The following is a 22,085-nucleotide window of genomic DNA, read 5'->3' as shown; positions in this document are numbered from 1 at the left end:
TTGCCGGCTGCAATGGTTTTACCGGATCAATTGGCCAACAGGTAGCCGCTGCGGCATACCTGTTCGCCGGCCACATGGGCGATGACCATGCCAGCGGTGGCCATGCGCCGGACGCTACGCGCATACAGCAGCCCCGGCTGGCTGTTGCGAAGGGGGGTGACTCGGTCACTGAGTGGGTCGATGACTTCGGCGATCAGTTGGCCGGCCTCCAGGTGCTGGCCCGGTTTGGCGTGGTAAACCAGCAACCCACCCAGTGGCGTTGCCACAGGTTCCACCGCGGCCAACGGCGTGGCGTGGCGTAACAGCGCGGGCAGGGGGGCGCTGGTGCCTTCGATGACACCTGCGTGGGTCAGGAAGTCGAGGATCGCCTGGCAGTCCTTGCTGGCCAGATCATGGCTGACATCCGCCTGGCCACGAAGCTCCACGGTAACCGAGCAGCAGCCCAGCGGAATCGGGAAGCGTTTGCCGAAACGTTGCTGCAATTGCCACCAGACCAGGCTGAAACATTCATCGAACGACTGCCCGCCCGAGTCGGTTGCCAGCAGGCTGGCCTGGGCGCCCAGGTAACGGGCCAAGGGTTCGATCTGGGGCCAGGCATCGGGTGTGGTGTACAGGTGCTCGACTGCTTCGAAGTCGCAGTGCAGGTCCAGCACCATATCGGCATCGCAGGCCAGGCGCTGCAGTATCAGGCGCTGGGCTTGCAGGGGTGTGCGGACCGGGTGTGCGTCCAGGCCACGGCGCAGGTATTCGCGGATCAGTGCAAGGTTGTGCGTCGGGTCCTGGGTAAGGTGTTCTTCGATCTGGTCGCCGATGCTGTCCGACAGGTCGACGAAGTTGCGATTGAAGTTCTCGCCGCTTTGCAGTTCAAAACGCCCCAATGGTGCATCCAGCAGCACTTGCTCCAAACCCACCGGGTTGGCCACCGGCACCAGTATGATCTCGCGCTGCAGTCGGCCTTGCTGTTCCAGCTCGGCCAAGCGGCGCTTGAGGTGCCAGGCTACCAGCATGCCCGGCAGCTCGTCGGCGTGCAGTGAGGCCTGGATATAGACTTTGCCACCACTGCGGGGGCCGAAGTGGAAGCTGTGCAGTTGGCGGGTGATCCCCGGTACGGGGGAGAGCAGGTCGTGGGTTGAATGGTGCATGTTGGTCCTGGCTGCGTGGCGAAAACGGTCTGCGACACGGGTCGGCTCAAAAATAGAAGCATAGTTTCAGCGAATGCGCCTCATCCTGCAGCAGTCGGGCATCGCAAACTTTTTCAGGCCAGTAGTGCCTGCAAGGTGGCCAGGTCATCTGCTTCTTCCACTGGCTTGTCCAGCCGCCAGCGCAGCATGCGCGGAAAGCGCACGGCAATACCGCTTTTGTGGCGCCGGGACAGGGCGATGCCTTCGAAGCCCAGCTCGAACACCAACGTGGGAGTGACACTGCGCACCGGGCCGAACGTTTCCACCGTGGTCTTGCGGATGATGGCGTCGACCTTGCGCATTTCTTCGTCGCTGAGCCCTGAATAGGCCTTGGCAAAGGGCACCAACGCCCGACCAGGGGTACCTGCCGGTGCATCCCATACGGCAAAGGTGTAGTCGCTGTACAGACTGGCCCTGCGACCGTGGCCGCGTTGGGCATAGATCAGCACCGCATCGACGCTGAAAGGGTCGATCTTCCACTTCCACCAGATGCCCATGTCCTTGGTGCGCCCCACGCCGTACAGTGCCTCGCGCTGCTTCAGCATCAGCCCTTCCACGCCCAGGCTGCGTGACTGTTCGCGCTGGCGGGCAAGGTCGGCCCAGTCCGGGCCTTGCAGCAGAGGCGACAACAGCACGGGGGCAAGTGGGTGTTCATCCACCAGGTGTTCCAGCTGGCTTCGGCGTTCGTGTTGCGGTCGGCTGCGCCAGTCCTCGCCCTGCCACTCCAGCAGGTCGTAGGCTTGCAGCACCACCGGCGCATCGTTCAGCAGTTTTTTGCCCAGCGTTTTGCGACCGATACGCTGTTGCAGCAAGGCAAACGGCTGCACGGCCAGTTCAGCCTCGGTTTCACCAGGTTTCCAGACCAGGATCTCGCCGTCGAGCACCACGCCATCGGGCAACGTCTGTGCCAGACCATGCAGTTCGGGGAAACGCTCGGTAACCAGTTCTTCGCCGCGTGACCACACCCACAGCTGGCCATCGCGCTTCACCACTTGCGCCCGAATGCCGTCCCACTTCCATTCGATTTGCCAATCGCTTGGTGGTCCGAGCAGGGTATCGAACTGATCGCTGGACACTTGCAGCGGATGGGCCAGGAAGAATGGGTAGGGCTGGCCGCCACGCTGGTTGTGTTCATCGGCGGACTCTGGGGCGATCAGCCTCTGGTAACTGGCTGCAGTCGGGCGATGGCCTATATCGGTGTAGCCGACCAGGCGCTGGGCCACGCGTTTGGCGTCCAGCCCGGCCAGTTGCGCCAGGGCGCGGGTGACCAACAGCTTTGACACGCCCACGCGAAAGCTGCCAGTGATCAGCTTCAGGCATAGCATCAGGCTGGCACGGTCCAACCGGGCCCAGAGCGGCGGCAGGCGCTGGCGGACTTGCTCAGGCGTCAGCCCGCGCAGGGGCAGCAAGTGCTGTTCCACCCAGGTGGCCAGGCCTTCGTCGTTGCCATCGGCGTGCAGCGGCAGCAGCAGCGAAATGGTCTCGGCCAGGTCGCCCACGGCCTGATAGCTTTCTTCGAAAAGCCAGTCCGGCAGGCCAGCCAGCGTCGTTGCCAGTTCACGTAGAAGGCGGGTGGGCACCAGTTGGCGTGGGCGCCCGCCGGCCAGGAAATACACCGCCCAGGCAGCATCGTCGGCGGGCGCCATGTCAAAGTAGTCGCGCAGTGCCTCGAGCTTGGCATTGCTGGAGGTGGTCGCGTCCAGGCGCAGGAACAGCGTAGCGAAGGCTTTCATGGCGAGGGGGCGGTGTTGGGCACATCGTCTTCGTCGCCATACTCGGTGACGAAGGCGCGGGCATCCAGGCCTTGTTCGGTGAGGTAGCGCACCAGTACCTCGACCGAGCCGTGGGTGACCATCACCCGTTGGGCACCGGTCTGGCCAATGGCCCAGAGCAGGCCAGGCCAGTCGGCGTGGTCGGACAGCACAAAGCCCCGGTCCACGCCGCGCCGCCGGCGGGCGCCGCGTAGCAGCATCCAGCCGCTGGCGAAGGCATCACTGTAATCGCCAAAGCGGCGCATCCAGCTACTGCCGCCGGCTGACGGGGGCGCCAGGACCAGTGCCTGGCGCAGCAGTGGATCGTTGCGCGGAATATCGCCTGCGTAGCGGGTTTCCGGCAGGCGGATGCCGGCATCCCGGTACACCCGGTTGAGCGGCTCCATGGCGCCATGCACGAGGATCGGGCCGATGCTGGCATCCAGCCCATGCAGAATCCGCTGGGCCTTTCCGAAGGCATAGCAGAACAGCACGCTGGCCTTGCCCTGTTCACTGTTGGCCCGCCACCAGGCATTGATGCTGGCGAAGATCTCGCTTTGGCTTGGCCAGCGGTAGATCGGCAGGCCGAAGGTCGACTCGGTGATGAAGGTGTGGCACGCCACCGGTTCGAAGGGCGTACAGGTGCCATCGGGTTCTACCTTGTAGTCACCGGATGCAACCCAGACTTCACCTCGATACTCCAGGCGCACCTGTGCCGAACCCAGCACGTGCCCGGCCGGGTGCAGGCTCAACGTCACGCCGTGGTGCAGCAGGCGCTCACCGTAGGGCAGGGTCTGCAGATTGATGTCCTGGCCCAGGCGGCTGCGCAGAATGCCGGCACCGGGGCTGGCGGTCAGATAATGGCCATTGCCGGTGCGTGCGTGGTCGCCGTGGCCATGGGTAATGACAGCCCGGTCCACGGGCCGCCAGGGGTCGATGTAGAAATCTCCGGGCGGGCAGTACAGGCCTTCGGGGCGGGCGATGACGAGGTCCATGGCACGGGCACTGGTTCAGGGGTTACCCGTTAAGAGGCATGGTGCTGGACGTTAGTTCGGATGGATTTGGGAGGGAGCTGCTGAAAAACTTCATCAAGCCCCCTCATGCGCCCCTGAAGAACGCCCTTACCGCCCCGGCACCAACGTAAGCCGCTGGTTGCCATACGCCCTGCCGAAGTTCTGCTGTTGCAGTGGCAGGCTCATGAAGCGCCCTTTGAACCAGGCATCCAGCCCATCGCGGTAATGCGCGCTGGCCGGGTTGCCGGACTGGCCGCTGCTGGTCAGTATCTGCAACGGTTCGGCCTGGCCGAAGTCGACGATCATCCGTGCCGAGGCTGGCAGACGCGTGTCGAAGTCGCTGCCCCAGGCGAATGGTGTGAGGGCCAGGGTAGTGAAGTCGCCGCCTGCGGCAAGCGGCGAACGGCTGATCGCATCACCCAGGCCATGGTAGGCCGGTGCCGGCCAGCGGTACTGGTGCAGCTTGCCCCACTGCCAGGTGCGTCGGTCGGCCCCCAGCTGTGCGATACCGGCCTCCATTGCGCCCGCCAGGCTGCGGGCGAGGATGGCGGGCTTGTCTTCTTTCTGCGGCGTGTTGCGGTCATCCCAGAAGGGGCTGTCATCGCGGCCCAGCAGATGATCGGCCTGCGCCGAGAACGACAAACGTGCATTGCTGACGAATGCCTGCCAGGCCGGGCCGGACTCCGGGCCCAGGTCATCGAGGAAGGTCTGGCGAGCGACCTCCTGCAAGAACAACTCGTACAGCGCGGCATCGGCCGACACCGGGCTCAGGCGGCCATCGAAGGCCTTGAGCCGGGCCAGCGTGTCGCGGGCCTTGTCGCGCTGCCCGGCGGGGAGGGCGTCGATTGCCTGCTTCAGTGGCTGGGCCATGCCGGGTGCGTCGAACATCTGCTTGAGCTTGTTGGCCAGCAAGGTCACCTGGTCGTTCTGCAGGGCCATCAGGCTGCGACTGTCGTGGCGACCGTTGCCGGCCAGCTGTGCCAGTCGTTCGGCACGCTCGGGGTAGTACCAGGTGCTGGACAGCTGCATGCCATAGCCGCGCGGCAGGCTGCGCTGGTTGGCATGGCCGATCCAGCCCGCGGGTGGGTCCTGGTCGTACGGGTGCAGCATCGGGTCGGCATAGCCGTCCCAGTCGTAACGCCCGTCCCAGCCCGGCGAGGGCAGCAGGCCCTGGCCTTCGCGGCGATTGGGGTAGCGGCCACTGACTTGCCAGCCGATGTGCTCAGGCTCGGCGAAAACGAAGTTGACGGCAGCAGCAGTCACCTCACGTGTGCTGTCGAAGGCCCGCTCCACGTTCTTGGCCCGCGTCAGGTCGAACAGGGCATCCAGGCTGCGATCACCTTTGAACTGTGGCAGGTTCAGCGCAAGGCCCAGGCTGGCATTTTCTGGCTGGGCCAGCAGGGTGCCGTGGCGGGTGTCGTACATCACTTCGCGCACGGGGCGTTGGCCACGTACAAAGTAGGTTTCGCTGCGGGCGCGGGCCGGCAGCCATTTACCATCGGCCAGGTAGCTCAGCTGATTGCCTTGGCGGCGCAGCTGCTCGAGGAACAGGTCCTGATTGTCGGCCATGACCGCGCTGCTGCTCCAGGCCAGCTTGCCATTGTAGCCGGCCAGCACAATTGGCAGGCCCGGCAAGGACAGGCCGGCAACCTGGTACTTGCTGGTATTGATTTGTACCGGGCTCAAGGCCCAGGCGGCGCGGCTGTCGCTGGCCAGCAGGCTCTTGCCGCTGCGGCTGCGCTGCGGGCCCAGGGCCAGGTTGGCCGACCCCGGGCTACCGAGCAGGTCGAGGTCGGCCAGCTTCTGGCTGGCAGCCGCCAGGGCTGCCAGCCCCGGCAATTGGCTGGCCAGGTTCAGGCCCTTGAGCTTGTCCACTTCCATTTCGGCCAACGGCTCGTCCGGGGCCCCGGGCAGCAACCAGGCCAGCTTGTCGCTACCGGCTTTCTGCGCCAGGGTCAGGGCGCTGAGTTCCTCTTGCAGGTTGACCGACTGACTGAACGCGTACAGGCAGAAGATCAGCGCCGAGTCTTCAGGCTTCCAGTATTCGGGGCGATAGCCACTACTGGCCAGGCCTGCTGGCAGCTTGTCGCGGTAGCGGAACAGGTAGGCGTTGACCCCGCGCGCGTACACTTCGAAGAAGCGCTTGAGCCGTGGCGATGCGTCGGCGTATTGCTGGGCGGCACTCTGCTTGAGGTTGGCGGCGCGCATGAGGCGGTCGATATCCAGCGCCTCGCTGCCGGCCAGTTCGGCCAGGCGGCCTTGGGCGAGCAGGCGCATGGCGACCATCTGTTCGATGCGGTCACCGGCGTGCACATAGCCCAGGCTGAACAGCGCATCATGGAAGCTGCTGCTTTCGATCAGCGGCGCACCCATGGCATTGCGCCGTACCGAAACATTCTGTGCCAGGCCTTTGAGCGGCTGCACGCCGCTGGTCGGTGGCACGCTGTCCTGGTAGCCGCCCGTCTGGCAGCCGGCCAGCCCGAGCATGCCGAGCAGGGTGGCAGCGGTTGCGAACCGCAGGCGGAAAGGAGGAAAGGCGGGGGCGGCCATGGCAAGGGCTCCTGCAAGGCGAGGCTGGTTTGGAAAGGCGCTAAGGTAGTAAGCGCGCAGGCGCCATGCAAGGTCCCAGGTCGGTTTATTTGATCGCGCCGGGTCCAACGTCGAAGTGCTCGGCCAAGGCGTCGGAAAAATGCGTGCAATTGATGCGCGTGTAGCGTTGGTAGTCACGGCTCACCGCGAATGCAGAGCCGGGCATCAGCAGGATCTTGTGTTGCTCCAGTTTACGCACGAAAGGTTGCAGGTCGGGCAGGTCCGGGTGGTAGACCCAGAGGAACATACCCCCTTGCGGTGCAATGTCGAATTGCCAGCCGCGCTCGAGCAGCAAGCGTTGGGTTTGCACCTGCTGGCGGATCAGGCGCTGCTGCACGTCTTTCATGTGCCGGGCATACGTGCCATCCGACAATATGGTGTTGACGAAGCGTTCGCAAAACGCGGGGACAGCGACGCAGGTCAGCAGTTTAAGGCGTGTGAGCGGCTCGATCAGGTCTTGCGAGCAGGCAATGAACCCTACGCGCAGCGAGGCCGACAGGCATTTGGAGAAGCTGCCGATGTAGATAACCCGGTCAAGGTTGTCCAGCTCGGCAAAGGTCTGGCGCACAGCAGGGCTGAAGTCCCCGTAAACGTCGTCCTCGACCACGAAGAACTCGTGCTCCACCGCCAGGCGCAGGACGCTGAAGGCGTTGTGCGGGCTGATGTTGCTGCCGGTCGGGTTGTGGAAGGTGCTGTTGCAGAAAAACGCCTTGACCTTGTGCCTGGCCAGGTGGCTTCTCATTTCTTCCACGTCCGGCCCGTCCTGGGTCCGCCGAATGCCGACGACGTGTCCGCCAGCCAGTTGGATCAGCTTGATCAGGTTGCCGTTGCCCGGCTCGTCGACGAACACGTGGTCGCCCGGTTTGATCAGCAACCGTGCAACCAGGTCCAGGCCTTGCGTGGCCCCCAGTGTGGTCAGCAACTGGTTGGGGCGGACTTCGACACGGGTCAGCCGTTTCATGTGCACGCACAGCTGTTTGCGCATGGGCAGGTACCCCTGGATGTCGCCGTACTCTGCCAGCGAGCTCTGCTCCAGCCGCGCCGTGCGACGAATCGCCTTGGCCAGCAGTTCGGTGTCGCGCCACGCTGGGGGCAGCCAGCCGCTGCCCAGCTTGGTGAAGTGCTGGCCGCCCTGCAGCAGCCGGAACAGTGGGTCGCCGGCCATGCATTCGGGTTCGTGGATCACGCTGGTTTGCCGGGCGCGGTTTGCCACGAAGTAGCCTCGCCCGGGTGATGCCGTCAACACACCTTCGCTGACCAGTTGGGCGTAGGCCGACACGACGTCGTGGTAACTGAAGTCCACTGCAGCGGTCAGCTTGCGGATGGAGGGCATGCGTTGCCCGGGCAACCACTCGCCTGCATCCAGGCGTTGTTTCAAAAGGTGATGAAGGCTGCAGGGGATCATGGCAGGTCCGAAACCGTTAGAAAAAAAAGCCTAACAGTTAACGGAAATGCTTGTCGACTGTTCGTTTGCAAATGGCCAGCACATGCCAATATCCCTGTGTCGGAACTTTCGGCTGCCAACAAAGGCGGCACTTTTAGCGTCTGTGCAGACCAGACAACTGGATATCAAGCCCATGCACCCTATGGACATGCAATCAGCCGTCATTGCCAGGCTTCCTGTCCCTGACGAACTGGAGTCATTCAAAGTTGTAAAGAATCTTGTGACCTCGGCGTTATTGGAGTGTTGTTCAGTCGTCGAGTTCGAAGCACTGAAAGAAACAATGGTCATAGAGCATGTGACTGAACAGGCACATGCCGATTTACAGGCATTTGCCATGAAGGATCCGGCTGCCGGCCGCGACCTGGTATTCATTGCAAAAACCTACACCTCTTATTCTGCGGTTTTGCATTATCGGCTTGCCCATTGGATTTACAACAATAGCGCCGCGACCTACGGCGCCGGCGGTCAATGCCTGGCCGCCATGATCTCCAGGCGCGGAAAAATGCTTTCGGGGGCGGAGATCCATTTCCGCAGCCGCATTGGTGCGCGCTTCATCATCGATCACGGCATGGGCACCGTCATTGGTGAAACGTCGACCATTGGTGACGATTGCTACGTGCTTGGCGGCGTAACCCTGGGCGCCCGCGGTATCAGTGACAACCCCTCGAGCCCCAGGCATCCGACGTTGGGTAACCGGGTGCAGATCGGCGCTTTCGCCAGTGTGCTGGGCGCAATTCATGTCGGTGACGGTGCGTTTATCGGGCCGGGCTGCATTGTTACCAAAGACGTCCCGGCCGCTGCCCGGGTACAGGTTAAAACATCATTGCAGGTGGTATTGGAATCATGAACGCTCTGAACTATGAAGTTTTAAGAAATACCGAGAAACTGTATTACAAAGACCAGTATTTGGCGGGCGCGAATACGCAAGTAGCGCGGGTGCACAGTGACGGCATCGAGTTGCTGAGTACGGTGGCCTATCCAGAAGGGGGCGGCCAGGAAGCGGACTTCGGCACCATTGAATTACCGGTGGGTACCGTGCGATTCGTCTGGGTTAAAAAACTCTACGGTAGCCCTATTCGCCTGGAAGGTTTCAAAGGTGGAAAACTGGGCGGCATCATTATTCACAGCCTGCACCCTGATGATTTGCACTTGCTGGATGAAGTCACGGTAGGCATGCCGGCCCGCGTCACTATCGATATCGAACGGCGCGAACGGCTGACGTTGTCTCACAGTGCCAGCCACTTCCTGTATGCCGCCGCCATCGGGCTGCGTGAAGAATTGAAGCAATGGACTATCGGCTGCCATATCAAGGAGGACACGGCACGTTTCGACTTCCTGGTCGAGGACGCGTTCACGGCTGAAGACGTACTTGAAATAGAACGACGGGCGAATGAACTGATCGGCTGCGATGCGCCCATCGAGCACTACGCGGTTCAAGGCCTGGAAGACGCGCGTTTGTGGACCTACAACGGCATCGAAATCCCGTGCGGTGGCACGCACCTCGATTCGCCTCGGCGCATCGGGCGCCTTGGCGTCAAGCGCAAACGCCTGGGTAAAGGCAAGGAACGGCTGATCTGCGTGTTCCCCGAGGCCGAAATCGACCTGTCCACTTATCACGAGCACGCATTATGAACAGCACGTTACCGCGGCGCACGTACCTGTACTTCACGGCACAGTCGATCAACCTGACGACTGCCGTGATGTCGGTGACGATGGCCGCCATTGTCGGGGCTGCGCTGGCGCCTGATGCCGCATGGTCCACGGTGCCGTACGGGTTCCAGTTTCTGTGCCTGATGCTGGCAACTTATCCAGTCTCCAGGCTGATGAGCCGTATTGGCCGTAAAAAGGCGTTCATGCTGGGCGCGATTCCCCTGGCGCTGTCTGGCGTCAGCGGCTTTCTGGCGGTGGAGCACCAGCATTTTCCAACGCTGGTACTCAGCCACTCTGCATTGGGTGTGTACATCGCGTTCGCCAACTTCAACCGGTTCGCGGCAACCGACAATCTTTCCCAGGCCTTGAAGCCCAAGGCGCTTTCGCTGGTCGTGGCGGGCGGGGTCATCGCGGCTGTCGTCGGGCCGACGCTTACCGAGTGGCTGCGTGACGTGGGTGGCTACCCACTGTTTTCGCTGTGTTATGCCGCGTTTGTCGGCCTGGCGTTGCTTTCATTGTTGATTGCGCTGTGCCTGCCCAGCGATGCCGGTATGGCCAGCGCGGTCAACAGCGCAGCAAAGCCGGCCAGTGTCCGTGCCGAGCCGGCAGGCCCGAGCGTGGTTGTGGCAATGGCTGTCGCTGCGTTGGGCTACGGGATCATGAACCTGCTGATGATCCAGGCCTCGATGCACATGAAACACATGCACGAGGACTTCACTGACGTCCGCCTGGCGATCCAGTGGCATGTGATTGCCATGTTTGCCCCGTCGTTCTTCACCGGCGCCATCATCCAGCGACTGGGTATCAAGACCACCATTTGCGCGGGCCTGGCCCTGTTGATCGGTTGCTCGGCGATGAATATCTGGTCGCACAGCTACGCCATGATGACCCTGGCACTGATTGCCCTCGGGCTGGGCTGGAACCTCACTTACGTAGGCGGAGGCGCCTTGCTGGCCCAGTCACTGCAGAACAGCCCGGCAGCGATGCAGATGCAGGGTAAGAACGACCTGGCCATTGCCATTTTTGCCACCCTCGGCGCATTCAGCCCTTCGCTGTTGCTGAGCTCGGTCGGCTGGGACGGTACCAACGCCATCTGCATGGTCCTCTGCCTGGGGCTGCTGGTTGCCACTGCCGGCCTGCTGCAGAACAAGGTCGGCCTGCAAACTTCAATGGAAGGTAGCCGCAAATGAGCGAGCTCATCAGTGTCAGCGATCGTATCTACACCAAGCTGGAAATGAACAACCCGGGCGGTAGCCACAAATACCGGGCGGCGCGGCGGATCGTCGAACATGCCGTGCGCAAGGGTGAGATCATTCCCGGGGTGACGACCGTCATCGAAAAAACCGGTGGCAGCTTCGGTTTTGGCTTGCTGGCGGCCTGCCACAAGTACCAGGTCGCCGTAGAGCTGGCGGTCGGGCTGAGCTTCAGCCAGACCAAGCGGGATCTGCTGGAGTGTTTCGGTGCCCGACTGATCGGCAAGGAAATGCTGATGGCCGGTGCCACACCCAAGGACGTGGTGATGCATCACCTGGATAACCAGACCGCGCTGGGCAAGTCATACTTCTACACCGACCAGTTCAACAACCCGGTGGGCATCGAAGCCCATCGTTATCAGACCGCCAGCGAACTGGCCGTGCAACTGACCAACGCCGGGGCAGGGCGGCAGATCCTGTTCGTGGGCTGTGCGGGTACTGGCGCCAGTTTCACGGGTATCACCCTGGGGCTGAAGGACCATGGCTTCGATGTGTCGACGGTACTGGTCGATCCCAATGGCTGCGATTCGAGGGCTGGCGTGTTCGCCGACCATCGTTTTGAAGGCATGGCCGTGGGCGTTTGCCCGCCGTTCATGGACTGGTCGCTGGTGGACGAGCGGGCCCAGGTGCAACATGCAGAAATGCTGGCCGCACAGCGCTGGTTCTACATGCAGAGTGGCATTTTCGTCGGTAATACAGCCGCTGCCTGCCTGGCGGTTGCCCAGCGCATGGCCCAGCATCCGCGGTATGTCGAGACCACCCTGGTGACCATCGCCTATGATGCCGGCCTCTGGTACCAGGACCTGTTGGGGGCAAACCGGCGAAAGGCCGCGTAGCCACCTGTGTCAGGCTCATGATCCAGAGGCTGGCACGGAAACTGTGGGAGCGGGCGAGCCCGCGAAGCAGGCGACGCGGTGGATGGCACGGGCTTCGCCCGTGTTCGCGGGCGCGCCGGCTCCCACAGTGTTCGAGCCATCTCTCAGATTTTTATCGCGTCAGTCGATTAGGCGCCGTGGCACTTCTTGTACTTCTTCTCGCTACCGCACGGGCACGGGTCGTTACGGCCAACGTCCTTCAGGGCGTTGCGTACCGGCTCCTGGTGGCCGTGGTTGCAGTGCGGGCCGTGTACATGGCCGTGGTCGTGATGGTGATCATGGCCATGGTTGCAGTCAGGGCCATGAACGTGGGGTTGTTGGGACATTGCAGGGTTACTCCGGTATGTAATCGTCGGGGATTATCTCACCACTGCGCGAGATGTGCAGGTCCCGATGGATGAGCAACCCGGTCGCCAGTTCGCCCTGCAGGGAGTAACGCAGCGGCTGCTTGCTTCTGAGCAGCTTGGCCAGTGGCTTCAGGTGCTGCCACAGGTTGGTTCGTGCGGTGATCTTGAAAGTGCGCCGTGCATGCCCGCCCACGCTGCGCCATACGCTGGCTTCATCCTGCACCAGTAGCAGGTCATTGAGGCGTATTGCATACGACACGTTGCGAATGAACAGGCGGCTGTCATTGGGGTTGTCGACCCGCAGGTGCAACACGAACTCCTGTTCCAGCAACCTGGCCTTGACCGTTTCGACCTCGACCAGATGCACTTCGGGCTCGCGCCAGTCCTCGCCCCAACTGGCACAGCCCGTCAGCCATGCCAGCAGCGCACCGAGCAGTAGCAGACGGGTGCGCTTGATCATGTTCAGCTCCCTACGTAGCTGGCGCAGCATTTCTTGAATTTGTGCCCACTGGCGCAGGGGCAGGGGTCGTTGCGCCCGGCCTTCAGCCCGACCGTTGGGTCGATGAAGTACCAGCGACCGGCATGCTGGACGAAGGCCGAGCGTTCGCGGTGCTGATGATCGCCGTCTTGGTCGTGCCAGCGCGCGGTGAAGGTGACGAAGCTGTGCTCGGGTTGTCCGCCCAGCACTTCTGCGCTTTCCACCTCCAGGCCCAGCCAGGTGCTCTGTGCACTCCAGTCGGCCATGGCAGCACGGTCCAGGCCGGCTTGCTGGGCCGGTAGGGTGGTGGCTACCAGGTAGTCGACCAGGCCCAGCACGTAGGCACTGTAGCGTGAGCGCATCAGGGCCTGGGCATCCGGTGCCGGGGTACCGGCATGGTAATGCCCGCAGCAGGCGTCAAGCAGGTTGCCACTGCCACAAGGGCAGACCGAGACACTCATCATCACCACCAGTACTTGCCGAAGTTTTCAGGGTTGGCCCAGAACCTGGCGTTGAGCCAGTCCGGGACCTGCTTATAGTCATGTAGATCATAGGTGAACAGGCTCAAAACCTGTTGGTCACGGCAGAATTTCTCGCTGGCCGACATGGCCAGGGCGAAAAAGTCGGTGTCCTGCCAGCCGCAGGCAGCCAGGTCGGCCAGCACTGCAACCCGGCTGGCATTGAGGTTGCGAATACCGCCGAGCAGCTCCAGGCCGGTGCGCTTGGGCAAGTGTTCCAGGCAGTCCACCAGTACCGCCAGGTCAAAGCGCTTGGCGGCCAGTTCGGCTGGCAGCGGGCCAGGGGCGGCGGTGTCGATGGTGACCTGGGGGTGTGCCTGGGCGAAGGCGTCCAGCGCCGGAAAGCGCGTACCTACCAGCAGCAGCCGTTGTGGAGTGAAGCGCTCGAGCAGGGCTGCCAGGGCCTGTTGCGGGGTGCGTTTGGAGAAACCTTCGGTCATTGCCATTCCTCGTTCAAGTCATCCAAGACTAGCGGGCTGCGGCGTGCGGGCAAAGAGGCATGTGACCGTGTCGTAGCTTATTGCTGGCAGGGTTGGAATGCGCGGTCTTTACTCCCAGAGATCGGCCTTATGCCGATTCCCCCTAGGAGAAGCAATGAAATGAGCATAGTACGCACAGCGTTACCCCTGGTACTGCTCACCAGTGTGTTGACTGGTTGTGCAGGTTTGCAAAAAACCGACTGGCCGAAATGTGCCGCCGTCGGGGGTGTAGGCGGCGCCGCCCTGGGCGCCATCGAAAGCTCCAGCTGGGCTGGCTGGGGTGCGTTGCTGGGCGGTGGCCTGGCGGCGGGCTATTGCTGGGCCCATGGCGATGGCGACGAGGATGGCGACGGCGTGCCAGACAGCCGTGACAAGTGCCCTGGCACCCCGCGTGGTGTGCAGGTCGATGCCAACGGATGCCCGCCTGAGCCGGTTGCGGTGGTCGAAGAAGTGGTGGTGCAGAAGGAAGAAGTCATTGTCATCCGCGACGTGCACTTCGAGTTCGATTCTGCGCGCCTGACGGCCAGTGACAAAGAGCGCCTCAATACCATTGCCACGCGCCTGAAGCAGGAAGCGCCCTCTGCCCGCCTTAGCGTCAGCGGCCATACCGACAGCGTCGGTTCCGACAGCTACAACCAGAAACTGTCCGAGCGCCGTGCCCATTCGGTGACCGATTACCTGGTCGAGAGCGGTGTACCGCGCAGCAGCTTCGTTTCGGTGGTCGGCGCGGGTGAAACCCAGCCGGTGGCAGACAACGCCACGGGCGAAGGGCGTGCCATGAACCGTCGTACCGAGATCAAGATCCAGCGGTAAGACGGCAGGCGCCCGTGCCTCGAGCAGTGGCACGGGCGCGTCTTCATGCCGGCCAGCCGTTTGTGGCCAATGACACAGGAGCATTCAGCATGAGTGTGACGTCGAAGGCGGCTTTGCCGCTGTTGGTGGCTGCCAGCCTGCTCACGGGCTGCGCTACGCACAGCGATGGCAGCGCGCCCCTCAATCAAAGGACCTGGCCCATCTGCAGCCTGCTGGGCGGCTTGGTCGGTGGTGGCCTTGGTGCCATCGAGAGTTCTTCCTGGGCTGCCGGTGGTGGCGCCTTGGGCGCCATCGCCGGCGGGCTGATTTGTTACGCCCAGGACGGTGACGAAGATGGTGACGGCATTTTCGACCGGCGCGATCACTGCCCCGAGACCCCGGCCAACACGGCGGTCGACCACATGGGTTGCCCACTGAAACAGTACCCGGCCGCGCCACCTGCCAGTGCACCCGAACCCTCGCCAGAGGTGATCACCCTCGATGACAACGGCGCGGTGATGTTCGCCTTCGACTCCGCCGAACTGACGCCGGCGGCCCAGCAACGCCTGCAAGGCCTGGTGGAGAAGCTCAATTCACCGACGGTGGCCAAGGTTCGTGTGATCGGACACACCGACAGTGTGGGCTCCGACAGCTACAACCAGGCACTTTCCGAACGCCGCGCCAGCAGCGTTGCCGAGTACCTGATCGGCCAGGGCCTGGAGATGGGCAAGGTCACCAGCCAGGGCCGTGGGGAAAGCGAACCGGTTACCGACAACGAAACCGAGGAGGGCCGCGCGCGCAACCGACGGGTGGAGCTGCACCTCAACTGAGTGTTGCTGGCGCTTGCCTGGGCATTGCCGTTAATGTTGTTCGCACGGTTTGCTCGATCAGGCCACCTCGACATGACAACCATCTATAGGGGCGTGGTATGAAGTTCATCCTGGGCCTGGGCAAGGTCCTGACGGTCGCTTTCTGGGGGGTGGTGCTGTTCAATCAGCTGATGCCACAACCCTTGCCCTTCAATCTGCTGATCAATGCCGCAGGCATCGTCTTGTTTGGCCTGCACCTGCTTGAAATGCTGTTCTTCAATCGCAGCCTGCGCGGGCGCAGTCACCGTTGGTTTGACCGTTTGCAAATCCTGTTGACGGGAATCTTTCATGTCATGTCCATTCCCCGTCCGCGGGAGGCGCCGCGGGTGAACTGATCTTGCCGCGTAATAATTCTCGCTGCGATCCCTTGCAGGAGTGGGCTTGCCCGCGAACACTGGCAACGCCGGTGCCATCCATCGTGGCACCTGCTTCACTGCCTTTTTCACGCAGCGCCTGTCAGATCACCAGACGCGAACTGGCCACCGCAACGACGGCCAGCCCCAGCAGCAGATTGACCCCCACCATCCGCCGAATGCGCCCCAGTACCGCCGCCCCCGTCGGCCAGTCCTCGGCCTGCACCGCTGCCTTCAATTCCGGCAGCAGCAACGCCTGAATGCGCATGAACAAGGCAAGCATGGCGATCCCGCCACCGATCATCACGTGCACGTACCTGGGCGCCGTCTCGAAACCGCTGAAGCGCATGTGCAACATGCCGATACCACTTATCGCCAAAATCGCCACCGCCAGCCAGACCCAGCCGAAGAAGCGTCGGAAAACTTCCACCCACAAGCGCAGGCGGGCAGGCCCTTCAAGGGCTGCAACCGTTGCCGGGCGCAGCACCAGCCAGGCGAAGAACATGCCGCCGACCCATACGAGTGCGGCCAGAACATGCAGTGTGTAGGGCAGGGCAAAGGCGAGCATTCGGATCTCCATGCGGCAGAAAGGGCAATAGCGGGGTATGATAGCCGCCCCATGTGAAACACTGAAAATATATCCAGCCCTTCGGGCGCCTGCAGACCATGATCAGCAACGAACTCAAAGCCACTATCCAGGGCGCCTATTCGCGTTTTCTCGAAGCCAAGAGCCTCAAGCCGCGCTATGGCCAGCGCCTGATGATCGCCGAAGTGGCCAAGGTGCTTGGCGACATTGCCTGCGACGATGAAGGCCGCCGCGCCGGCGAGCCTGCCGTGGTGGCCGTGGAAGCGGGCACCGGTACCGGCAAGACGGTAGCCTACAGCCTGGCAGCCATCCCGGCGGCCAAGGCCGCCGGCAAACGCCTGGTGATCGCGACGGCCACCGTGGCCCTGCAGGAACAGATCGTCTTCAAGGACCTTCCCGACCTGATGCGCAGCAGCGGCCTCAACTTCAGCTTCGCCCTGGCCAAGGGCCGTGGCCGCTATCTGTGCCTGTCCAAGCTCGACATCCTGTTGCAGGAAGGCCACGCCCAGTCAGCCACAGCTCAGTTGTTCGAGGAAGAAGGCTTCCGCATCGAAGTCGACGAGCGCAGCCAGAAGCTGTTCAACAGCATGATCGAGAAGCTTGCCGGCAACCGCTGGGACGGTGACCGTGACAGCTGGCCAGAGGCCCTGGAAGACCAGGACTGGGCACGCCTGACCACCGACCACAGCCAGTGCACCGGCCGCCACTGCCCCAACTTCCAGCAGTGCGTGTTCTATAAGGCCCGCGAAGGCATGGGCAAGGTCGATGTGATCGTCACCAACCACGACATGGTTCTGGCCGACCTCGCCCTGGGTGGCGGTGCGGTGTTACCCGACCCGCGCGATACCATGTACGTGTTCGACGAAGGCCATCATCTGCCAGACAAGGCCATCGGCCATTTCGCCCACTATTCGCGGCTGCGTTCCACCGCCGACTGGCTGGAGCAGACCGCCAAGAACCTGACCAAATTGCTGGCCCAGCATCCGCTGCCTGGCGACCTGGGCAAGTACATCGAGCAGGTGCCGGAGCTGGCGCGAGAAGTACGCACCCAGCAGCAGTTCATGTTCACCCTTTGTGAACAGGTGGCTGACTTCCGTCCCAGCGAGGACACCGAAGGCCGTGAGCGCCCGCGTTACCGTTTCGAGGGTGGGGTGGTGCCGGAGCAGATTCGTGAAGTGGGCATCGAACTGAAAAAGGGCTTTGCCCGCCTCAACGATCTGTTCACCCGCCTGGCTGACCTGCTCAAGGAAGGCATGGACGGCGAGGTCAATATCGGCATCGCCAGCCATCAGGCTGAAGAGTGGTATCCGCTATTCGGCAGCCTGGTCACCCGTGCCCAGGGTAACTGGGAGCTGTGGACGGCCTTCACCGCCGAAGACCCGGAAGACAGCCCGCCCATGGCGCGCTGGCTGACCTTGGCCGAAAGTGGCGCGCTGTTCGACATCGAAGTCAACGCCAGCCCCATCCTCGCCGCCGATATGCTGCGGCGCAGCCTGTGGAGCGTGGCCCACGGCGCGCTGGTGACCTCGGCGACATTGACCGCGCTGGGCAAGTTCGACCGTTTCCGCATGCGTTCGGGGTTGCCGCGCGACGCGGTCACCTGCGTGGTGCCCAGCCCGTTCGTGCATGGCGATGCCGGCCTGTTGCGGGTCCCCGACCTGCAGGCCGACCCACGCGATGCAGCAGCGCACACCGCGGCGATCATCCGCGAACTGCCGAACATCGTCGAAGATGCCCGTGGCGCGCTGGTGTTGTTCTCGTCACGCAAGCAGATGCAGGATGTGTTTGACGGTCTGGACCGTGACTGGCGCAAGCTGGTGCTCATCCAGGGCAACCTTTCAAAGCAGGAAACACTGAACAAGCACAAGGCGCGGGTCGACGATGGCCAGCACAGCGTGCTGTTCGGCCTGGCCAGCTTTGCCGAGGGTGTCGACCTGCCGGGCGCGTATTGCGAGCACGTGGTCATCGCCAAGATTCCCTTTGCTGTGCCCGACGACCCGGTCGAAGCTGCGCTGGCCGAGTGGATCGAGGCACGTGGCGGCAACCCGTTCATGGAAATTGCCGTGCCTGACGCCTCGTTGAAGCTGATCCAGGCCTGCGGCCGCCTTCTGCGTACCGAGCAGGATCGCGGCGTTATCACCTTGCTTGACCGGCGCTTGGTCACGCAGCGCTACGGCAAGGCTATTCTCAATGCGCTGCCGCCGTTCCGGCGGGAAATTTCCTGACCGCCGGAGCACTTGCGCCGGCGCATTGTCCATTACTCGTCTTGGGCCCATCAGGGTCCTGAAGGAGAGCCCCAGCCTTATGATCCGCCGCACCCTGCCCGCCGTATTCGCCTTGTTGTGCAGTTCACCCTTGCTGGCCGGGCAGCAAACGCTGTTCAGCTTCGTGCGCCCGGCTTCGGTGGTCAATGTGGCGACGGTGGATGCCGGCATGCCGCAGTACAACGCGGAACAAACGGCCGAGGGCGAGGTGTTGCGGCGTGTGGTGTTCAACCCGGCCCAGCAGCCGACCCTGCGCCTGAGCCCGCAGAGCGGGGTGTGGGACTGGTCCGCCGGGCAGTTCCTGACCTTGCGCCTGCAAAGTGCCATGGATTGGGCATTGACCGTGGATGTCACAGTGCAAGGCAGCGATGGCCGCGTCTTGACCAGCCGTATCGACCTGCCTGCTGGCCCCGCGCAAACCGTGATGGTGCCCCTGACGGCCAGTTCGCCGCTGGACCAGGGCATGCGCGCCGGCCCGCCGATGCCCTGGAACCATGGTGGTCAGCGCCTCCTTTTGACCAGCAGTGCCGGTGCAGTCGACCTCAAGCAGGTGACCTCGGTCAGCCTGAGCATCCCCAGCCCCAAGGTGGCGCAGAGCCTGCTGATCGAGCGTGTCGGTATCCAGGATGACGACCAGGCGTACAGGGCGGCCTACCACGAGCTGATTGATGCTTATGGCCAGTCGACTCGCGGTAACTGGCCCGAGAAGGTATCCAGTGACGAGCAGCTCAAGGCGGCCGATACCCGTGAACAGCAACAGCTCAAGGGCTGGTTGGCAGAGCGCGGCAAGCTGCAGCTGGACGCTTACGGTGGCCTGGTGGGCGGGCCGGCCTTTGCAGCCAAGGGTTTCTTTCGCACTGAAAAGCGTGATGGCCGCTGGTATCTGGTAACGCCGGATGGGCACCCGTTCTATTCCCTGGGGGTGAACGCCGTGGCGGCAGACGGCGGGCGTACCTATGTCGCCGGGCGCGAAGGCATGTTCAAGGCCTTGCCCGCTGAGGGCGATGCACTGGCCGCGTTCTATGGCGAAAGCAACAACGACGATGGCAATGCCTCGTCGCAAGGGCGCAATTTCAAGCAGGGGCGCTGGTTCGACTTCTACGCCGCCAACCTGCAGCGTACCTATGGCAAACCCTGCCGGCCCGCAGTGGAGGGCCAGCCAGCCGATTGCGCGCCGCCGGTGCTGGATGCCGACCGCTGGCAGGCGCATGCGCTTGATCGCCTTCAGGCCTGGGGGTTTAACACTATTGGCAACTGGAGCGAGCCGGCGCTTGGCCAAGCCAGACGCATGCCGTACACCTTGCCGCTGTCGATCGTAGGCGACTACGCCAGCATCAGCACGGGCATGGACTGGTGGGGCCGCATGCCCGACCCGTTCGACCCGCGTTTTGCCATGGCCACCGAGCGTGCCGTGGCCATCGCCGCTCGTGATCACCGTGACGACCCTTGGCTCATCGGCTACTTCGCCGATAACGAACTGGCATGGGCCGCCCCTGGAAGCGACCCCAAGAGCCGTTATGGCCTGGCCTACGGCACCTTGCGCCTGACCACCGATGTGCCAGCCAAACGCGCATTCCTCAAGCAGTTGCGCGACAAGTATCGCAACCAGGAAGGGTTGTCCAAGGCCTGGGGCATCGAACTGACCGCCTGGGAACTCATGGAAGATCCTGGCTTCGAGGCGCCGTTGCCTGACCCGGAGCACCCGGAAATCGAACGTGACTACCAGCACTTCCAGCGGGTATTTGCCGAGACCTACTTCAAGACCATTTCCGATTCGTTGAAATGGCATGCGCCCAATCACATGCTCCTGGGTGGCCGCTATGCAGTTAGTACGCCGGAAGCGGTCAAGGCCTGTGCCGAGTTCTGCGATGTACTGAGCTTCAACTTCTATACCCTCAAGCCACAGGACGGCTACGACTTTGCCCGCCTGGCAGAGCTGGACAAGCCGGTGCTGGTGTCCGAGTTCCAGTTCGGCTCGCGTGATCGCGGGCCGTTCTGGCCGGGGCCATTGGAGCTGGCGCGGGAAGAGGATCGCGGCCCGGCCTATGCAAACTTCCTCAAGGCCGCCATGGCGCAGCCGATGATCGTTGGCGCGCACTGGTTCCAGTACCTCGACCAACCGGCCAGCGGTCGCCTGCTAGATGGTGAGAACGGCCACCTCGGGCTGGTGGCGATTACCGATATGCCCTATCCAGGGTTTGTCGATGCCGTGCGCAAAAGCAATCTGCAGACCATGAACCAACTGCGTGCCGAGCTGGAAAAACCGGCCCCCTGAGATCAGGCGGATGCAGTCAACCCAGGTGAGAGCGGCCTTGTGTCGCGACCACTTGGCCCAAGCCTGTTTGCAAAACACCCAACTACTGAAACAATGCACACCTTTTTGGATATGGTCGTACGGAGAGCAGCGGGTGCAGATCCAGGGTCACTATGAGCTGAAGTTCGAAGCTGTGCGCGAAGCTTTTGCCGCACTGTTCGATGATCCCCAGGAGCGTGGCGCCGCGCTGTGCATCCAGGTGGGTGGCGAAACCGTCGTTGACCTGTGGGCCGGCAGTGCCGACAAGGACGGCCAGCAGGCCTGGCACAGCGATACCATCGCCAACTTGTTCTCCTGCACCAAGACCTTCGCGGCCGTTACCGCCCTGCAGCTGGTCGGCGAGGGCAAGCTGGCCCTCGATGCCCCGGTGGCCAACTACTGGCCCGAGTTCGCCCAGGCGGGTAAGCAGTCGATCACCTTGCGTCAGCTACTCAGCCACCGTGCCGGCTTGCCGGCCATTCGTGAGCTGCTGCCGGCTGAAGCCTTGTATGACTGGCAGATCATGGTCGATGCCCTGGCAGCCGAGACTCCGTGGTGGACGCCAGGCACAGAACACGGCTATGCCGCCATCACCTTTGGCTGGCTGATCGGCGAGCTGATTCGCCGTGCCGACGGCCGTGGCCCTGGCGACTCGATCGTGGCCCGCACCGCCCGCCCATTGGGCCTGGATTTCCATGTTGGCCTGGCCGACGAAGAGTTCCACCGCGTGGCGCATATCGCCAGGGGCAAGGGCAATGCTGGAGACAGTGCAGCGCAACGCTTGCTGCAGGTGACCATGCGCGAGCCTGAGGCACTGTCAACCCGTGCCTTTACCAATCCGCCCGCGATACTGACCAGCACCAACAAACCGGAATGGCGTCGCATGCAGCAGCCAGCGGCCAATGGCCATGGCAACGCACGCAGCCTGGCGGGGTTCTATGCCGGGCTGCTGGACGGCAGCCTGCTTGAATCCGAACTGCTCGATGAGCTGACCCGCGAGCATAGCCTTGGCCAGGACCGTACCTTGCTCACCCAGACCCGTTTCGGCCTGGGCTGCATGCTCGACCAGCCCGATGTGGCCAATGCCACCTTTGGTCTCGGCGCCCGCGCCTTTGGCCACCCTGGTGCCGGTGGTTCGGTCGGTTTTGCCGACCCGGAGTACGATGTGGCCTTCGGTTTTGTGGTCAATACCCTCGGCCCTTATGTGCTGATGGACCCACGCGCCCAGAAACTGGTACGCGTCCTTGCCAGTTGCCTTTGATCGGGTAATGCGGGTATTGCCACCCCCCTTTGACTATTCTCAATGGCAACGCCTGAAGTTCGTAGGCAAAATATCTTTCTATTTCATGG

General features: G+C 62.9%; 20 protein-coding genes. 10 read left to right on the top strand and 10 right to left on the bottom strand.

Going from position 1 to position 22,085, the window contains the following annotated elements; translation table 11 throughout:
* Nucleotides 1-26: 26 nt before the first annotated feature.
* From C4Q27_RS05575 to C4Q27_RS05555, 5 genes are all read right to left on the bottom strand, one after another.
* Nucleotides 27-1,142: a succinylglutamate desuccinylase/aspartoacylase family protein gene (locus tag C4Q27_RS05575; RefSeq protein ID WP_020191303.1), complete on the bottom strand. Its 1,116-nt coding sequence runs from the start codon at nt 1,140-1,142 to the stop codon at nt 27-29.
* Nucleotides 1,143-1,255: 113 nt separating this feature from the next.
* Nucleotides 1,256-2,914, bottom strand: a complete 1,659-nt coding sequence (locus tag C4Q27_RS05570; protein WP_064492958.1) for an ATP-dependent DNA ligase — start codon at nt 2,912-2,914, stop codon at nt 1,256-1,258.
* Nucleotides 2,911-3,927 carry a ligase-associated DNA damage response exonuclease gene (locus C4Q27_RS05565; protein WP_020191305.1) on the bottom strand — a complete coding sequence of 339 codons (1,017 nt, stop codon included), beginning with the start codon at nt 3,925-3,927 and terminating at the stop codon, nt 2,911-2,913. Before C4Q27_RS05565 ends, C4Q27_RS05570 begins: the two co-directional genes overlap by 4 nt.
* 126 nt (nt 3,928-4,053) lie before the next feature.
* On the bottom strand, nt 4,054-6,495 hold the full coding sequence (locus tag C4Q27_RS05560) for a penicillin acylase family protein (protein ID WP_064492957.1): 2,442 nt from the start codon (nt 6,493-6,495) through the stop codon (nt 4,054-4,056).
* A gap of 85 nt (nt 6,496-6,580) precedes the next feature.
* Nucleotides 6,581-7,939 carry a PLP-dependent aminotransferase family protein gene (locus tag C4Q27_RS05555; RefSeq protein WP_064492956.1) on the bottom strand — a complete coding sequence of 453 codons (1,359 nt, stop codon included), beginning with the start codon at nt 7,937-7,939 and terminating at the stop codon, nt 6,581-6,583.
* Nucleotides 7,940-8,111: 172 nt separating this feature from the next.
* Here C4Q27_RS05555 and C4Q27_RS05550 point away from each other — a divergent pair, with 172 nt between their 5' ends.
* Genes C4Q27_RS05550 through C4Q27_RS05535 form a run of 4 tightly spaced genes read left to right on the top strand, consistent with a single transcriptional unit; the run spans nt 8,112 to nt 11,717 of the window.
* Complete coding sequence (locus C4Q27_RS05550; protein ID WP_177409993.1) at nt 8,112-8,825, top strand: serine O-acetyltransferase; 714 nt, start codon at nt 8,112-8,114, stop codon at nt 8,823-8,825.
* Nucleotides 8,822-9,610 carry an alanyl-tRNA editing protein gene (locus C4Q27_RS05545; RefSeq protein WP_010952274.1) on the top strand — a complete coding sequence of 263 codons (789 nt, stop codon included), beginning with the start codon at nt 8,822-8,824 and terminating at the stop codon, nt 9,608-9,610. The genes C4Q27_RS05550 and C4Q27_RS05545 overlap by 4 nt, the downstream gene beginning before the upstream one ends.
* On the top strand, nt 9,607-10,818 hold the full coding sequence (locus C4Q27_RS05540) for an MFS transporter (protein WP_104886602.1): 1,212 nt from the start codon (nt 9,607-9,609) through the stop codon (nt 10,816-10,818). Before C4Q27_RS05545 ends, C4Q27_RS05540 begins: the two co-directional genes overlap by 4 nt.
* The gene (locus C4Q27_RS05535) at nt 10,815-11,717 is read left to right on the top strand and encodes a pyridoxal-phosphate dependent enzyme (protein ID WP_064492955.1); all 903 of its coding nucleotides are present in this window, start codon (nt 10,815-10,817) and stop codon (nt 11,715-11,717) included. Before C4Q27_RS05540 ends, C4Q27_RS05535 begins: the two co-directional genes overlap by 4 nt.
* Before the next feature lie 167 nt (nt 11,718-11,884).
* Here C4Q27_RS05535 and C4Q27_RS05530 read toward each other — a convergent pair whose 3' ends face one another.
* Genes C4Q27_RS05530 through C4Q27_RS05515 form a run of 4 tightly spaced genes read right to left on the bottom strand, consistent with a single transcriptional unit; the run spans nt 11,885 to nt 13,539 of the window.
* On the bottom strand, nt 11,885-12,082 hold the full coding sequence (locus tag C4Q27_RS05530) for an SEC-C metal-binding domain-containing protein (RefSeq protein WP_060489328.1): 198 nt from the start codon (nt 12,080-12,082) through the stop codon (nt 11,885-11,887).
* Nucleotides 12,083-12,089: 7 nt separating this feature from the next.
* The gene (locus C4Q27_RS05525) at nt 12,090-12,563 is read right to left on the bottom strand and encodes an LEA type 2 family protein (protein WP_020191309.1); all 474 of its coding nucleotides are present in this window, start codon (nt 12,561-12,563) and stop codon (nt 12,090-12,092) included.
* A gap of 2 nt (nt 12,564-12,565) precedes the next feature.
* The gene (locus tag C4Q27_RS05520; RefSeq protein ID WP_029615445.1) at nt 12,566-13,042 is read right to left on the bottom strand and encodes a YchJ family protein; all 477 of its coding nucleotides are present in this window, start codon (nt 13,040-13,042) and stop codon (nt 12,566-12,568) included.
* Nucleotides 13,043-13,044: 2 nt separating this feature from the next.
* The gene (locus C4Q27_RS05515; RefSeq protein ID WP_020191311.1) at nt 13,045-13,539 is read right to left on the bottom strand and encodes a DUF6231 family protein; all 495 of its coding nucleotides are present in this window, start codon (nt 13,537-13,539) and stop codon (nt 13,045-13,047) included.
* Between the two features lie 159 nt (nt 13,540-13,698).
* On the opposite strand from C4Q27_RS05515, the gene C4Q27_RS05510 reads away from it, so the two are divergent.
* From C4Q27_RS05510 to C4Q27_RS05500, 3 genes are all read left to right on the top strand, one after another.
* Nucleotides 13,699-14,391: an OmpA family protein gene (locus C4Q27_RS05510; protein ID WP_064492954.1), complete on the top strand. Its 693-nt coding sequence runs from the start codon at nt 13,699-13,701 to the stop codon at nt 14,389-14,391.
* 89 nt (nt 14,392-14,480) lie between these two features.
* The gene (locus C4Q27_RS05505) at nt 14,481-15,200 is read left to right on the top strand and encodes an OmpA family protein (RefSeq protein ID WP_049588526.1); all 720 of its coding nucleotides are present in this window, start codon (nt 14,481-14,483) and stop codon (nt 15,198-15,200) included.
* A 98-nt stretch (nt 15,201-15,298) separates the two neighbouring features.
* On the top strand, nt 15,299-15,574 hold the full coding sequence (locus C4Q27_RS05500) for a DUF1145 domain-containing protein (RefSeq protein ID WP_064492953.1): 276 nt from the start codon (nt 15,299-15,301) through the stop codon (nt 15,572-15,574).
* A gap of 121 nt (nt 15,575-15,695) precedes the next feature.
* Here the strand turns inward: C4Q27_RS05500 and C4Q27_RS05495 are convergent, their stop codons facing one another.
* Nucleotides 15,696-16,160 carry a CopD family protein gene (locus tag C4Q27_RS05495; protein ID WP_020191313.1) on the bottom strand — a complete coding sequence of 155 codons (465 nt, stop codon included), beginning with the start codon at nt 16,158-16,160 and terminating at the stop codon, nt 15,696-15,698.
* Between the two features lie 98 nt (nt 16,161-16,258).
* On the opposite strand from C4Q27_RS05495, the gene dinG reads away from it, so the two are divergent.
* The 3 genes from dinG to C4Q27_RS05480 all read left to right on the top strand — a co-directional run bounded on the left by dinG (nt 16,259) and on the right by C4Q27_RS05480 (nt 21,996).
* Nucleotides 16,259-18,403, top strand: coding sequence for an ATP-dependent DNA helicase DinG (gene dinG, locus C4Q27_RS05490; RefSeq protein WP_003254889.1), 2,145 nt, complete (start codon nt 16,259-16,261; stop codon nt 18,401-18,403).
* Between the two features lie 79 nt (nt 18,404-18,482).
* Nucleotides 18,483-20,717, top strand: a complete 2,235-nt coding sequence (locus tag C4Q27_RS05485) for a beta-galactosidase (RefSeq protein WP_064492952.1) — start codon at nt 18,483-18,485, stop codon at nt 20,715-20,717.
* Between the two features lie 133 nt (nt 20,718-20,850).
* Nucleotides 20,851-21,996, top strand: a complete 1,146-nt coding sequence (locus C4Q27_RS05480; protein ID WP_010952288.1) for an EstA family serine hydrolase — start codon at nt 20,851-20,853, stop codon at nt 21,994-21,996.
* Nucleotides 21,997-22,085: the final 89 nt, after the last annotated feature.

Origin of the sequence: Pseudomonas sp. SWI36 (genome assembly GCF_002948105.1) — a bacterium.
In the GTDB taxonomy this organism is placed as follows: Bacteria; Pseudomonadota; Gammaproteobacteria; order Pseudomonadales; family Pseudomonadaceae; genus Aquipseudomonas; species Aquipseudomonas alloputida.
Note: the sequence above shows the minus strand (reverse complement) of the source record. Positions and strands in the feature narration are given on the sequence as shown.